General features: G+C 71.5%; 12 protein-coding genes. 2 read left to right on the plus strand and 10 right to left on the minus strand.

Going from position 1 to position 13,508, the window contains the following annotated elements; translation table 11 throughout:
• Positions 1-11 precede the first annotated feature (11 nt).
• The 6 genes from ABIC47_RS13005 to ABIC47_RS13030 form a co-directional block, all read right to left on the minus strand.
• Entirely contained in the window at positions 12-2,279 is a 2,268-nt protein-coding gene (locus ABIC47_RS13005; RefSeq protein WP_354480943.1) for a transglutaminase TgpA family protein, read from the minus strand.
• Positions 2,269-3,600 carry a DUF58 domain-containing protein gene (locus ABIC47_RS13010; RefSeq protein ID WP_354480944.1) on the minus strand — a complete coding sequence of 444 codons (1,332 nt, stop codon included), beginning with the start codon at positions 3,598-3,600 and terminating at the stop codon, positions 2,269-2,271. The genes ABIC47_RS13005 and ABIC47_RS13010 overlap by 11 nt, the downstream gene beginning before the upstream one ends.
• Before the next feature lies 1 nt (position 3,601).
• Entirely contained in the window at positions 3,602-4,678 is a 1,077-nt protein-coding gene (locus ABIC47_RS13015) for an AAA family ATPase (protein WP_020075006.1), read from the minus strand.
• 11 nt (positions 4,679-4,689) lie between these two features.
• On the minus strand, positions 4,690-5,172 hold the full coding sequence (gene coaD, locus ABIC47_RS13020) for a pantetheine-phosphate adenylyltransferase (protein WP_018190662.1): 483 nt from the start codon (positions 5,170-5,172) through the stop codon (positions 4,690-4,692).
• A gap of 73 nt (positions 5,173-5,245) precedes the next feature.
• A complete protein-coding gene (locus ABIC47_RS13025; RefSeq protein WP_354480947.1) occupies positions 5,246-7,477 on the minus strand; it encodes an ATP-dependent DNA helicase RecG in 2,232 nt (743 codons plus the stop codon).
• Positions 7,474-8,268 carry a tetratricopeptide repeat protein gene (locus ABIC47_RS13030; protein ID WP_354480948.1) on the minus strand — a complete coding sequence of 265 codons (795 nt, stop codon included), beginning with the start codon at positions 8,266-8,268 and terminating at the stop codon, positions 7,474-7,476. The genes ABIC47_RS13025 and ABIC47_RS13030 overlap by 4 nt, the downstream gene beginning before the upstream one ends.
• Positions 8,269-8,317: 49 nt before the next feature.
• On the opposite strand from ABIC47_RS13030, the gene rsmD reads away from it, so the two are divergent.
• The gene (rsmD, locus tag ABIC47_RS13035) at positions 8,318-8,896 is read left to right on the plus strand and encodes a 16S rRNA (guanine(966)-N(2))-methyltransferase RsmD (protein WP_354480950.1); all 579 of its coding nucleotides are present in this window, start codon (positions 8,318-8,320) and stop codon (positions 8,894-8,896) included.
• 125 nt (positions 8,897-9,021) lie between these two features.
• On the opposite strand, the gene thiL is transcribed toward rsmD, so the two are convergent.
• A complete protein-coding gene (gene thiL / locus ABIC47_RS13040; protein WP_354480952.1) occupies positions 9,022-10,023 on the minus strand; it encodes a thiamine-phosphate kinase in 1,002 nt (333 codons plus the stop codon).
• 25 nt (positions 10,024-10,048) lie between these two features.
• Here thiL and ABIC47_RS13045 point away from each other — a divergent pair, with 25 nt between their 5' ends.
• Positions 10,049-10,546 carry a DUF3515 family protein gene (locus tag ABIC47_RS13045; RefSeq protein WP_089875452.1) on the plus strand — a complete coding sequence of 166 codons (498 nt, stop codon included), beginning with the start codon at positions 10,049-10,051 and terminating at the stop codon, positions 10,544-10,546.
• A 20-nt stretch (positions 10,547-10,566) separates the two neighbouring features.
• On the opposite strand, the gene ABIC47_RS13050 is transcribed toward ABIC47_RS13045, so the two are convergent.
• The 3 genes from ABIC47_RS13050 to ABIC47_RS13060 are packed head-to-tail and all read right to left on the minus strand — an operon-like array spanning position 10,567 to position 13,451.
• Entirely contained in the window at positions 10,567-11,661 is a 1,095-nt protein-coding gene (locus ABIC47_RS13050; RefSeq protein WP_354480954.1) for a D-alanine--D-alanine ligase family protein, read from the minus strand.
• Entirely contained in the window at positions 11,573-12,703 is a 1,131-nt protein-coding gene (locus ABIC47_RS13055; RefSeq protein ID WP_172823204.1) for an NAD(P)H-dependent glycerol-3-phosphate dehydrogenase, read from the minus strand. Before ABIC47_RS13055 ends, ABIC47_RS13050 begins: the two co-directional genes overlap by 89 nt.
• Entirely contained in the window at positions 12,696-13,451 is a 756-nt protein-coding gene (locus ABIC47_RS13060) for a lysophospholipid acyltransferase family protein (protein ID WP_018190654.1), read from the minus strand. The genes ABIC47_RS13055 and ABIC47_RS13060 overlap by 8 nt, the downstream gene beginning before the upstream one ends.
• Positions 13,452-13,508: the final 57 nt, after the last annotated feature.

A 13,508-nucleotide genomic window follows, 5' to 3' on the forward strand; every position in this document is an offset into this window, starting at 1 on the left:
GAGCGACTATTTTACGCCGCTCCACGGGGACGGACGGCAGAAGGCCAGCCCGCTGGCAGCAAGGACACAGGAATGAGCAGCGCTTTCGTCCGCAGCACCGGTCCGGCCTGCGCCTCCAGGGCCGACAGCACCGTCTCGAGGTCGTCGGAGAGTCCGCCCGCCCAGCGGCGGGTCGGCGGGCCGTATGCGTCGCGTTCGAGTTCGCCGAGGAGCCGGAGGACCGCATCCTCGGCCGGCGTGCCGGCGACCGCGGTGGCCACCCGGCCGGCGAAAACGCGCGGGGTCTCCGTCGGCGGCGCCGTCCAGCCGAGATCGCGGACGGTGTCGCGCAGCTCGTCCCAGACGAGGGAGGCCCCTCCCCACTCGTCGGTCAGCTCGCGCAGCCGTCTGCGCCGTCGCATCCTGCGCCAGACCGCGGGGATGAGCAGGACGCCGATGACGAGGAGGGCGACGCCGATGCCGGTCGCGAGCGGCTGGGCTCCCGATGTCGGTGTGAAGGTGGCCGAGCCGGCGGGGTTGGCCGGGTCGGTCGGAACGAGCGCCCGCGGTGCGGAGCTGGAGGTGGCGGCCGAGCTCGGGGGCGCCGCGGCGGGGTCGGTCTGCGGCCGGGTGTAGTCCGGGACCGTCCCTCGGCCGACCGTGGGCTCGAACGGCACCCAGCCCACTCCGGCGAAGTACAACTCGGGCCAGGCGTGCAGGTCGTCGCTCGTCACCGTGTACTCGCCCGGGTTGGTCGCCGTCCCCCCACTGGTCGCGCCGGGCAGGTAGCCCTCCGCGACGCGCGACGGGATGCCCAGGGTGCGCGCCATCAGCGCCATCGCCGAGGCGAAGTGGACGCAGTACCCGCTCTTGACCTCGAGGAACTTCGCGATCACTCGCGCGCCGTCGCCGTCGTATCCCTGCTTCAGCGGTGTCTGCGTGGAGTACACGAAGCTGTTGTCGCGGAAGTAGTCCTGCAGCGCGACCGCCTTGTCGTACTCGGTGATCGCATCCTTCGTCGCCGTGAGCGCCGTGTCCTCGATGATCGACGGCAGGTTGGGCGGCAGGAACAGGTCGCGCTGCACCTCCACCGGGACGAAGCCGCCCGCGGCCTTCAGCTGGTCGGCCGTCGGCTGGAGCAGGAGGCTGGTCGCCGTGTACTTCTGCCCCTGCGTCGTCGAGTTGATGCCGCCGATCGTGAGGTCGTCCGGATCCCACGACCACGTGCCGTTCAGTCCCTTCACCGACTGGACGGGCGCTGGGGCCGGCAGCCACCGGCTCGTCATGTTGTCGATCGCGACCGTCGTCGTGATCTTCGTCGTCTTCACGGTGTCGGAGAGTCCGGCGACCGGCCCGATCTTGGCGCCGTCGCTCAGCCGGTTCGTGTCGCGCTCCCGGTGCTTCCAGACGGAGCCGGTGAACTGGTCGAGCGACGCGAGCTTGAGGTACTGCCCGTTCGCCGCGCTCGTCGTGTAGGTGAGCGCGCGCACCGCGGCGGGGCGGCGGAGGTCCTTGCCGAGGTCGACCAGCGGCGTGACCGTGCCGCCGATGGAGATCCCCCCGGCGGTGAAGGAGGTCGCACCGCCCTGGTCGAAGCCCGGCGCGGTCCCGGCGAGGACGACCGCGATGGTCACGGCCGAGGCGCCGACCGACAGGGCGGCTCCCGGACGCGGTGTGCCCGGGCGTCTGCTGCGCACGTCGCAGCGCAGCAGCCACAGGTACGCAGCCGCCGACGCGGCCAGGGCCAGAGGGTCGAGCCCGTCGCCGAGCAGCGCTCCCGGCACGACCAGCACCGCGGCGATGCCGATGGCGGTGAAGGCGGGCGTCCGGATGGCCACCGCGAACGTGTCGAGGATGAGCGCGAGCAGGCATCCGCCGCCGACGACGAGGAACAGGAACTCGGGAAGGGCCTCCGCCGGAGTGCCTTGCTGGTAGATGGAGAGCATGGCCTGCTGGAGGTACTGCATCCAGTTGGTCACGGTCGTCGGCGTGGGGATGATGCCGAGCAGGCCCGACCCCCGACCGAACGCGACGGTCATGATCGCCGCCGACTCCACCAGCAGCAGCACGGGGACGACGCCCCTCGGGATGCCGAGGCTGCGGAGTCCCGCCCCGGTGACGAGCACCGCCGAAGCGGTCGCCACCAGGGCGAACCACCAGCCGATGCCCTGGATGAGGCCGGACAGCGCATAACTCAGCGCCACAACCTGCAGCACGAGCGCGCCGGTGATGCGCCAGTAGCCGACCCGGCGTCGCACACCGACGCGAGGGACGGGGAACGCCACGGACTCAGTCGCCACGCGCCACCACCCCCGCCCGCTGTCGCCGAAGGGCGCGCTGCCAGCACTCGGCGGGATCGTCGCCCGCGGCGAAGGTCACGCAGAGCCATCCGGCGTCCGCGAGCACCTCGGCCGTCTCGGTCGGCATGGAGGCGCCGACGAATGCCACCGCGGGGTCGCCCATCGAACGCAGAGCGGCGAGGGCGCCGAGCTCCGCGGGCGGCGCACCGGCCAGCACAGCGAACACGGGGACCGGCCGCCCGGCCCGGCGCAGACCGGCGCCGAGCTCGGCGACGGCGTCGTCACGGGCCGTGACACTGGTCTCGACCGCCGCGAGGTCTGCGAGGAGCATGCGGTCGGCGCTCCCGACGTCGTAGGTCGCCGTCGTCGCGCCCATCGTCCCTGTCCGTCCGGCGCCGCTGCGCCCGGACAGCTGGCGGTCGCCGGTCTCGACGACGCTTACCGCAAATCCCTCGTCCAGCAGGTGCACGCCGATCGAGGCGACCAGGTCGACCAGCGTCTCGAACTCGTCGGCCGCCTCTTCCGCGTGCGCGGGCAGCGGGCGGGTGTCCATCAGCATCCACGCCTCGGGGTTGCTGCGCTGCTCCTCCTGCCGCACCATCAGTTGGTCGTGCCGTGCGGTGGCCCGCCAGTGCACGCGCCGCAGCGGGTCGCCCGGCCGGTACTCGCGGGCGATCAGCTCGTCGGCGCTCGGGATGCTGTGGCGCAGCAGCTCGTGCTCGGTGCCCTCGCTGTGGGCGACATCCAGCTCTCCGCGCGACAACGGCACGACGCGCGGCGTCACCAGCAGTTGCCGCGGCTGGCCGATCGCGTACTCGGCGTATGCGATCGCGAACGGGTCCGTGCGGCTCACCACCAGCGGCCCGATGGGATGCGCACCGCGGCGCTCGGGGACGACATCCTGCCGGAGGACGACCGTGTCGCGGCCCAGCATGCCGTCGGGCTGATGCGCACCCAGCCGCGGGAACGGCGCGGAGTCCTGCACGCCGACCGCGGCGGGAGCGGACTCGCGCCAGCGAGCAGCGGGGCTGGGACGCGGTGCTTGATTGCGCGCCGTCGTGACGATGGTGGCCTTCTCTCCCGCCGCCACGACATCCGGATGGAAGCTGCGGGTGACGGTCAGCCGGGGTCGGTCCACCGTGACGGAGATCATGGCGGCGAGCGGGAGCACGGTCAGGAAGACCCCGACGAACAGCACGTCCGTGCGCCCGAAGACGGCCGACGCGACGAGCGCCACCACTCCGACGGCGTCGAGCGTCCAACCGCGAGCGGTCGGGCGCGGCCGCTTCAGCGGCGACGAGGAACGGCCGCCCGGGGGCATGTCAGCGTCCCGTGGCGCCCGCTGCGCCGGCGCCGACCGAAGAACCGGAGCCGACGGGCACCGGCGTCGACGCGACGATCCGCCGGACGATGTCGGCGATCACCGGAGCACTCTCGTGGTGGTGCCCGAGCGCCCGGCTGGTCGGCAGCAGCCGGTGGCCGAGCACCGGCACGGCCAGCGCATCCACGTCGTCCGGGAGCACGAAGTCGCGGCCGGCGAGAGCCGCCATCGCCTTCGCCGCACGGATCAGCTGGAGCGTGGCACGCGGACTCGCGCCGAGCCGCAGGTCACGGTCCTCGCGCGTGGCCCGCACCAGGTCGACCGCGTACTGCTTGACCGGCGTCGAGGCGAACACGGCACGAGCGGTCACCATCATGGCCCGCAGCTCGTCGGAGCTGACCACCGGGCGGATGCGCGACAGCGGACTGGACGTATCCCGCGTGGTCAGCATCGCGAGCTCGGAACCCTCGTCCGGGTAGCCCATGGCGATCCGGGCCATGAAGCGGTCGCGCTGCGCTTCCGGCAGGGCGTACGTGCCCTCCATCTCGACCGGGTTCTGCGTGGCGACCACGATGAAGGGGGCAGCGAGTGGATAGGTCGAGCCGTCGACCGTGACCTGGCGCTCCTCCATGCACTCCAGCAGGGCGGACTGCGTCTTCGGGCTCGCGCGGTTGATCTCGTCGCCGATGACGATGTTCGCGAAGATGGCGCCCGGCTTGAACTCGAACCGGCGCTCCGCCTGGTTGTAGACCGAGACGCCCGTGACGTCGGACGGCAGGAGGTCCGGGGTGAACTGGATGCGGCTGACCGTGCAGTCGACCGACTTCGCCAGAGACTTCGCCAGCATGGTCTTGCCGACGCCGGGAACATCCTCGATCAGCAGATGCCCCTCGGCCAGCAGCACCACCAGCGCGGTCTGCACGGCCTCGTGCTTTCCGTCGATGACGGACTCCACATTGGCGGTGATCTGCTCCGCGGCGCGCCTCAGCTCGTCGAGGTCCATGCGGGTGACATCCCCCGCCTCCTCTTCGGGCGCGACGGAGGACTCGGTGGGCTGGCGCGTCGCGTAACTGTTCATGACTCCCCCGGCTAGGTCTCTTGGAGGTACTCGTGCACGGCCGGCGGCACGTACGGGCTCACGTCGCCGCCGAGCGCGGACACCTGACGCACCAGCGAGCTGGAGACGTGGGCGTTCGCCGGGTTCGGCAGCAGGAAGACGGTCTCGACATCGGCCAGGTGGCGGTTGACGATGGCCATCGGCGTCTCGTAGGCGACGTCGACCGACGAGCGGATGCCTTTCACCAGCACGTGGGCGCCGACGTCGGTGCAGTAGTCGACGAGCAGCCCGACCGACCAGGAGGCGATGACGATATTGCCGACGATGCCGGCATCCTCGATCGACCGCTCCAGCAGGGCCACCCGCTGCGCGATGGGCAGCAGGGCCGACTTGTCCGGATTGTGGACCACCACGACGTGGACCTCGTCCCACAGACCGGCAGCACGCTCGATCACATCGAGGTGCCCGAGGGTGACCGGGTCGAACGATCCAGGGACAACGGCGATCCTGTTCATAGACCCCCAGACTATCCCGCGGTTCCCGGCATTTCGTTGTGAATCCGTTACCAACGGGTTTCGTCCGTGCGACTCAGGACTTGCCGAGGAACGCCCGCTCGCTCTCGTCGAGCCGGCGGGCCAGCGCTGCGGCGAGAGCAGGATGCGCGGCGAGCGACGGGTCCGCCTCCAGCGTCTCCTCGGCGGCGACCCGCGCCTCCGAGATCAGCTCGCCGTCGGTCGCGACGCGCAGCAGCCGCAGCGACGACCGGCCGCCCGACTGACGGCTTCCGAGCACATCGCCCTCGCGGCGCAGCTCCAGGTCGATGTTCGCCAGCTCGAAGCCGTCGAGCGTCGCCGCGACGGCCTCCACCCGCTCGCGCGCCAGGCTCCCCTGCTCCGCGGCTGTGACCAGCAGGCAGAGGCCCGGGATGTCACCTCGGCCGACGCGGCCGCGCAGCTGATGGAGCTGCGAGACACCGAAGCGGTCCGCATCCAGCACCACCATCGCTGATGCGTTCGGCACGTTGACGCCGACCTCGATGACCGTCGTCGCGATCAGCAGGTCGATGGCGCCGCCGGCGAACGCGCGCATGACCTCGTCCTTCTCATCCGACGGAAGGCGGCCGTGCAGCACGCCGATCCGGGTGCCGGCGAAAAGCGGATCGGCGCGCACCTGCGCGGCGACCGACTCCACGTTGGCGATCGGCCGGGGCGGAGCGCCGTCACCCTCTGGCTCGTCGGGCTCCGGCTCCTCGCCGTCGTCCTCCGCATCCTTGCCGGAGATCGCCGGGCAGACGACGAACACCTGACGGCCCTTCGCGATCTCCTCCGAGGCGCGCTCCCAGATCCGGCGCTCCCACCCGGGGCGGTCGGCGAGCGGCACCACGAAGCTCTCGATGCCCTGCCGGCCGGCGGGCAGCTGCGCGATGGTCGACACATCCAGGTCGCCGAAGACGGTCATGGCGACCGTGCGCGGGATGGGCGTCGCCGTCAGCACCAGCACGTGCGGCGGGGTGCCGCCCTTCGCGCGGAGGGCCTCCCGCTGCTCCACGCCGAAGCGGTGCTGCTCGTCGACGACGACGAGTCCGAGGTCGAAGAAGGTCACCGCGTCGCCGAGGAGCGCGTGGGTTCCCACCACGATGCGCGCCTGCCCGGACACCGTCCGCAGCAGTGCGCGCTTCCGCTCGGCGGCGGAGAGCTGGCCGGTGAGGAGCGTCGGCATGAGCTGGGCCGAGAGGTCGGGGCCGAGCATCGCGGCGATCGACCGCACGTGTTGCGCGGCGAGCACCTCGGTCGGGGCGAGGAGGGCCGACTGGCCGCCGGAGTCGGCTACGGCGAGCATGGCGCGGAGCGCGACGAGGGTCTTGCCCGAGCCGACCTCGCCCTGCACCAGACGGTGCATCGCCGCAGTGTCGGCCAGATCGCGCGCGATCTCGCCGCCCACCACATCCTGGTCGCCGGTGAGGGCGAAGGGCAGCGCCGCGTCGAACCGTTCGAGCAGCCCACCGGGGACGGCCACGCGGGGCGTCGCCGCCGCCTCCCGCGATACTGCACGCTGCTGCAGCAGCGCGGCCTGGAGGACGAAGGCTTCCTGGAACCGCAGCGTGTCGCGAGCGCGCTGCCACTGCGCGTCCTTCTGAGGTCGGTGGATGCCCTCCAGCGCGTCCCGATACGGCACCAGACCGCGCTCGACGACGATCGCATCCGGCACCGGATCGGGCACCGGCCCGAGCGCGTCGAGGGCGAGCCCGACGGCCTTCTGCACCTGCCAGCTCGCCACGGTCCCCGTCGCCGGATAGATCGGGATGGGCGTCTGCGCCCAGTCCTTCGCGGCCGCGCTGCCCGGGCTCACGGCGTTCTCCGCATCCGGCTCGAACAGCTCGTAGTCGGGATGCGCGAGCTGCAGGGCGCCGCGGTACGCCGACACCTTGCCGGCGAAGATCCCGCGAACGCCGGGCAGGAGCTCGCGGGAGCGCCACGCCTGGTTGAAGAAGGTGAGAGTGAGGATGCCCTCGCCGTCCGAGATCTTCACCTCGAGGATGCTGCCGCGCCGCGCCCGCATCGGGCGCTCCTGCACCCGCAGCACCTCGGCGATGATCGTCACGTTCTCGTCCAGCGGGAGGTTCGCCAGTGCCGTCAGCTCGCCGCGCTTCGCGTAGCGCCGCGGGAAGTGGCTGAGCAGGTCGGCGACCGTGCGCATCCCGAACGCCTTCTCGAACGCGGACGCGGTGCGGCCGCCGAGGACGCCGCTCAGCCGGGTATCGAGGCCGACGGTGCCGGCGTCAGCGGACCCGGAGCCGGCCGGGGCGGGGACGGAGGTCATGACTCGATCGTATGCTTCCCCTCCGGCATTCCGTCGTCGGGTGCACGCGCCTCGGGTGCGTCGTCGTCGGGTGGGTCGGACAGCGCGTCCAGCTCGGCCAGGACGGCCGGCTCGTCCGGGCGTTCCGACGCCAGCCGTCGCTGGATCTCGCGCGCCTCGGCGGTCCGGCCCGCTTCACGGAGGCCACGCGCGAACGCCCACTGCGCGGCGAACTGCTGATCCAGGGTGCCGTACGCCTCCGCGTGCTCCACGGCATTCTCGAACGACACCAGAGCGGCCGGCGCATCCCCCTCGCGCAGCAGTGCCCACCCGCGCAGCTCGTGCAGCACGACACCCCAACGGAGGGTGCGCGGGTCGCCGGTGGCCGACAGGTCGGAGAGGCCCTCGTCGATCCACTGCAAGGTGTGCGGGCGGTCCGCATCGGCGAGCGCCAGCGCCGACTCGACGGCCAGCGCCACGTCACCGTCCCGGCGGGCCGTGCGCAGGGCGGCCTCCAGCACCGGCACCGCCTCCCCGGCGAGGCCGGCGGCCGATCGGAGCCGTCCCCGTTCGAGCAGGACGCGCACCTCCAGCACGCCACTCGCCGGCTCCAACGACTCCAGGAGGGCCTCCGCCTCGTCGAACCGCCCCTGCAGTCCGAGCGCGCGGGCGCGCTGGGTCTGCAGCTCGGCCCGGACGACCTCCGACCGGTCCGGTTCTGCGGCAGCCGCGGCCAGCCGTTCTGCGGAGGCGATCGGGTCACCGGGGAGCCACAGGGCGTCGAGCTCTGCCTGCTCCAGGCGTTCCTCCATCCCCATATCTTGGCGGCACTCCGGGTGCCGACGCTAGGCTCGGGGAGCCATGACCCGCATCGTCTCCGGATTCGCCGGCTCGCTCAGCCTCCAGGTGCCGAAGAGCGGCACCCGCCCCACCAGCGACCGGGTGCGCGAGGCCATCTTCTCGGCCTTGGATGCGCGCGACGCGCTGCACGGAGCCCGGGTGCTCGACCTCTACGCCGGATCGGGTGCGCTGGGCCTGGAAGCCGCCAGCCGTGGCGCCGTCTCCGTCGTTCTCGTCGAGAAGGGCGCGGCGGCGGCGCAGGTCTGCAAACGGAACGCCGCGGCGGTCGTCTCGGCAGCGCGGGCCGCGCGGGTCCCCGTTCCGGAGATCGATGTGCGGTCGTCGACGGTGCTGTCCTACCTCTCCGGAGCGCGCGGGCCGTTCGATGTCGTGTTCATCGACCCGCCCTACGACGTGCCGGACGCCGAACTGTTCGCCGTTCTCACGGCCCTGGAGCCGCTGCTCTCCGACGACGCCGAGGTCTGCGTCGAGCGGAGCGCCCGCACACCGGACCCGAGCCTCCCCGCCGGTCTCACCCTCGTGCGCCGCAAGTCCTACGGCGAGACCGCCATCCACTGGCTCGCCCCTCTGCACCCCTAGCCCCTCTTCTCACGGCTCCGCCCACCGTCGAGTCCGCAAACTTTGCACGCTCTCGGAGTGGATCGTGTGCAAAGTTTGCGGACTCGACGGTGGGGGTGTGGGGGTTCAGCGGGGGGCGGAGGGGGTCAGCCGCGGCGGCCGTCCCATTCGAGGTAGGGGTCCCAGCCTCCGCGCTCGTCGAAGGGGGTGCCCGCGACGAGGAGGCCCCGGCCGTCGCGGACGGTGCCGATCGGGCGGAAGCCTCCGGGGAGGGCGGTGCCGGGCGGGAAGGTCGCGAGGAGGCCGTGGTCCTCTCCCCCGGTCAACGCCGTCCGAGGGTCCGGGCCGAGAGCAGCGGGGTCGAGGTCGATCGCCACGCCGCTCGCCTCGGCGACGCGACGGGCGTCCAGCGCGAGACCGTCGCTCAGGTCGAGCATCGCCGTCGCACCGGCGTCGGCCGCGAGTGGTCCGTCGGCGATCGGCGGACGCGGCCGCAGCTGTGCGGAGACGGTGTCGGGATGCGCGGCCACGACGGCCGCGAGACGGGCGGCATCCGGCTCTCCCGCCGCATCCACCGCCTCCGTGAACAGCACGCGGAGACCGGCGGCCGCCTGCCCCAGAGCGCCGGAGACGGCCACGACGTCGCCCGGACGCGCGCCGCTCCGGAGCACTGGGCGACGTCCGCCGAGATCGCCGAACGCCGTCACCGCGATGGTCAGCGTCTGCGACACCGACAGGTCGCCACCGACCACGCCACACCCCGGAGCCAGCTCGGTGCACGCCAGCCGGAAGCCGTCGGCGACGCCCTCCAGCCACGCGACCGGGGTCTCCGGCGGCGCCGCGATCGCGACGACGAGGGCGGTCGGGACGGCGCCCATCGCCGCCACGTCCGACAGGTTCGTCGCCGCGGCCTTCCAGCCGAGATCCACGGGGCCCGACCACGCCAGCCGGAAATCCGGGCCGTGGACCATCATGTCCGTCGTGACGACGAAACGTCCGTCTGGGGCAGCGAGCACCGCCGCGTCGTCACCCGGACCCACGAGCGTGGCGTCCGACTCCGGGAGCCGCGGGAAGATGCGCTTGAGCGCCTCCCGCTCCGACGCCTCCCCGATGGTGATGCCGGCCGCGTCGCTCCCAGAGATTCCCATGATCTGAAACGGTAGCCTGAAACCGATGAAGTCCCGTCGCCGTGCCCTCCCGGCCGTCCTGCTCGCAGGCGCCGCCCTGCTCCTCGCGGGCTGTGCGCCCACTGTCTCCCTCGACCCCGCGGCGAACAGCAACGCGCCCGGCTGTGCCGAGATCAGTGTGCGCCTGCCCGACTCGGTCGCCGACAAGCCGAAGCGCGAGACGGATGCGCAGGCGACCGGTGCATGGGGCGATCCGGCGGTCGTTCTCCTGCGCTGCGGCGTCCCGCCGATCGGGCCGACCACCAAGCCGTGCGTGAACGTCAACGGCGTCGACTGGGTGCTCATGACGGACCCGGCCGCCAAGACGATCGTCTACCAGACCTTCGGCCGTGTGCCGGCCACGGAGGTCATCATCGACCACGTGTCGGGAGTCTCCGACTCGTCGGTGCTGCCCGAGTTCGCGAGCGCCGTCTCCACCGTCAAGCAGACGCAGAAGTGCCTGTCGACGCTCGACACCGACCCGACGGCGACGCCGAGCCCCTGACTCCGAGCGCCAGAGCCGCGTCAGGCGGCGCGTGCGATGGCGACCTGGATGAGCTCGTCGATCAGTGCCGGATAGCTCAGCCCGGACTCCTGCCAGCAACGCGGGAACATCGAGATCGGGGTGAAGCCGGGCATGGTGTTGATCTCGTTGATGACGAAGCCGTCGGCCGTCAGGAAGAAGTCGACGCGCGCGAGACCCTCCCCGCCGATGGCGTCGAAGCCCCGGATGGCGAGCTCGCGCATCTCCGCCAGCTGGGCGTCCGTAAGATCGGCCGGGCACACCAGGTCGATCCCCGGCGCATCCAGGTACTTCGCTGCGAAGTCGTAGAAGTCGCGTCCGCTGACGACGATCTCACCGGCCACCGACGCCCGGGCGGGCTCACCGGGCCGGCCGCCGAGGACAGCGATCTCGACCTCGCGGCCGGTGACCATCGACTCGATGAGCACGCGGTCGTCCTCCGCCAGCGCGATCCTCATCGCGGCGTCGAGCTCCGACCAGTCCTTCACCTTCGTCACGCCGACGCTCGAACCCGCACGGGCGGGCTTCACGAAGGCCGGGAGCCCCAGCCCACGCGCGGCATCGCGCACGGCGTCCGCACCGGTGTTCCACTCGTACGCGCTGACCGTCACCCACGGCGCCACGGGGATGCCGGCCTGCTGCAGCACGGTCTTGGTGAAATGCTTGTCCATCCCTAAGGCGCTGGCGAGCACGCCGCTGCCGACGTACGGAAGCCCGACGAGCTCCAGCATCCCCTGGAGGGTGCCGTCCTCGCCCCACGGGCCGTGCAGGATCGGGAACACGATGTCCACGTCGCCGAGGGACGAGCGGACGCCGTCGCGGTCGACGACCGTCAGCTCACGGGTGGCGACGCTGTCCGGCCACAGGATGCGCGAGCCGTTGTCCTCGACCTCGGGCAGCTTCTCGGCGTTCAGCGCGAAAAGCGATGCGTCGTCCGGCTGCAGCGTGAAAGCTCCGTCGTGCGTGATCCCGATCGGGATGACGTCGTACCTGTCGCGGTCGATCGCCTCAAGGACGCCTGCCGCCGTCGCGCAGCTGATCGAATGCTCGCTTGAGCGACCCCCAAACAGAAGTGCGACCGCGACCTTGTCCGTCATCCGTTGTCCTTTCGCCTTGCGGCTCGTCCGAATCCGTCGTGAGATGCGGTGCGATGTCTTTCGGATCGAGCGTACCGGCGAGCACCTGGCTCACCTGTCGCACGATCGGCATTTCCACCCCGCGGGCCTCGGCGAGGTGCAGGATGGGCGCGACGGAGGCGAGACCCTCCGCCGTCTGGTTCATCTGCTTCACGACGTCGTGGAAGCCGTAGCCCTGGCCCAGCAGCCGGCCGGCCGTGTTGTTGCGGCTCAGCGGCGACTCGCACGTCGCGATCAGGTCGCCGAGGCCGGCGAGGCCGGACAGCGTCTCGGCCTTCGCGCCGTACGCCACGGCGAAGTCGGTCATCTCGACCAGGCCGCGCGTGATGATCGACGCCTTGGTGTTCTCGCCGTAGCCGACGCCGTCGACGATGCCGATCGCCACGGCGATCAGGTTCTTCAGGACGCCCCCGAACTCCGTGCCGATGACGTCGGTGTTCACGAAGCTCCGGAAGTAGCGGTTGGTCGCCGCGATGGCGACCGCCTGCGCGGTCTCGAGGCTCGCGGACGAGACGACGGCCGCCGTGGGCTGTTCGCGCGCGATCTCCAGCGCCAGGTTCGGGCCGGAGGCCACCGCGATGCGTTCCAGCTCGATCGGAAGGCCCTGCGCGATGACCTCGCTCATCCGCAGTCCGGTGCCCTTCTCGACGCCCTTCATCAGGCTGACGACGACCGTCTCCGGTCCGAGGAACGGGATCATCGCCTCGAGGTTGGAGCGGAGGGTCTGGCTCGGGATGGAGACGAACACCTGCTCCGCTCCGCTCATCGCCTCGCCGAGCCTGCTGGTGGCGCGGAGGTTGCGCGGGAGGTTGATGCCCTCCAGGTAGTCGCTGTTGCGCTTCACCTCGTTGATCTCGCGGGCGAGCTCCGGCCGTCGCGCCCACAGCACGACGTCCGATCCGCCGTCGGCGAGGATCTTCGCGAACGTGGTGCCCCAGCTGCCGGCGCCGAGGACGGCGATGCGGCGGGGACGCGCGATGGGAGCCTTCACTGCTTTAGCCATCGAAGCGGCCGGTCTCCTTCTGGTTGTGCTGCGACGGGTCCCAGCGTTCGGCGGGAGCCTTCTCGCCGCGCAGGTCTTCGAGCAGAGCGGTGATCGCATCCATGATGACCGCTGTCGCCTCGGTGAGGGTGGAGTTGTCGAGGGGTCTGCCGCGGAACGCCGACAGGTCGACCGGGTCGCCCACCTTGACGTCGATCGTCTTGCGCGGGAACCAGCTGATCTTCTTCGCGTAACGCGCCATCACCTGCTGGGTTCCCCAGTGCGCGATCGGGATGACCGGGAGGTCGTGCTCGAGAGCCATGCGGGCAGCCCCGGTCTTGCCGCGCATCGGCCACATGTCCGGGTCGCGGCTGAGCGAGCCCTCGGGATAGATGACGACGATCCTGCCCTCGTCGGCGATCTTCTGCGCCGCCTCGAGCGGAGCCGAGCCGCGGGCGCTGCCTCCGCGCGACACGGGGACCTGGCCCGACCGCCGCAGGAACCAGCCCAGGACCGGAACGTGGAACAGGCTCTCCTTCGCGAGGAACCGCGGCAAGCGCCCCAGTTTCCAGGCGACCATGCCGATCATGACCGGGTCGATCTCGCTGTAGTGGTTGGGCGTCAGGATGAACGCCCCCGTGCGCGGGAACTTGTCGCCGTCGACGATCCGGAAGCGGGCGAGCAGGCTCCCGATCGGCACGATGAGGCCGGCGAGCACCCAGAACACCGACGGTCTGCTCTTCTCCGAGCGCTGCTTCTTCACGGGCATAGCGGTTTCTGGCACCGTCCCATTATCGGTGACCCGGCATCCCGCACCGAGCATGCC

Source organism: Leifsonia sp. 563 (genome assembly GCF_040545055.1).
Taxonomy (GTDB): Bacteria; Actinomycetota; Actinomycetes; order Actinomycetales; family Microbacteriaceae; genus Leifsonia.

Bases quoted from the DNA above. Each gene is read 5' to 3' on its own strand.
- ABIC47_RS13010 (WP_354480944.1), bottom strand. From the start codon at position 3,600: ATGCCCCCGGGCGGCCGTTCCTCGTCGCCGCTGAAGCGGCCGCGCCCG.
- ABIC47_RS13015 (WP_020075006.1), bottom strand. From the start codon at position 4,678: ATGAACAGTTACGCGACGCGCCAGCCCACCGAGTCCTCCGTCGCGCCC.
- coaD (WP_018190662.1), bottom strand. From the start codon at position 5,172: ATGAACAGGATCGCCGTTGTCCCTGGATCGTTCGACCCGGTCACCCTC.
- ABIC47_RS13025 (WP_354480947.1), bottom strand. From the start codon at position 7,477: ATGACCTCCGTCCCCGCCCCGGCCGGCTCCGGGTCCGCTGACGCCGGC.
- ABIC47_RS13030 (WP_354480948.1), bottom strand. From the start codon at position 8,268: ATGGAGGAACGCCTGGAGCAGGCAGAGCTCGACGCCCTGTGGCTCCCC.
- rsmD (WP_354480950.1), top strand. From the start codon at position 8,318: ATGACCCGCATCGTCTCCGGATTCGCCGGCTCGCTCAGCCTCCAGGTG.
- thiL (WP_354480952.1), bottom strand. From the start codon at position 10,023: ATGGGAATCTCTGGGAGCGACGCGGCCGGCATCACCATCGGGGAGGCG.
- ABIC47_RS13045 (WP_089875452.1), top strand. From the start codon at position 10,049: ATGAAGTCCCGTCGCCGTGCCCTCCCGGCCGTCCTGCTCGCAGGCGCC.
- ABIC47_RS13050 (WP_354480954.1), bottom strand. From the start codon at position 11,661: ATGACGGACAAGGTCGCGGTCGCACTTCTGTTTGGGGGTCGCTCAAGC.
- ABIC47_RS13055 (WP_172823204.1), bottom strand. From the start codon at position 12,703: ATGGCTAAAGCAGTGAAGGCTCCCATCGCGCGTCCCCGCCGCATCGCC.
- ABIC47_RS13060 (WP_018190654.1), bottom strand. From the start codon at position 13,451: ATGCCCGTGAAGAAGCAGCGCTCGGAGAAGAGCAGACCGTCGGTGTTC.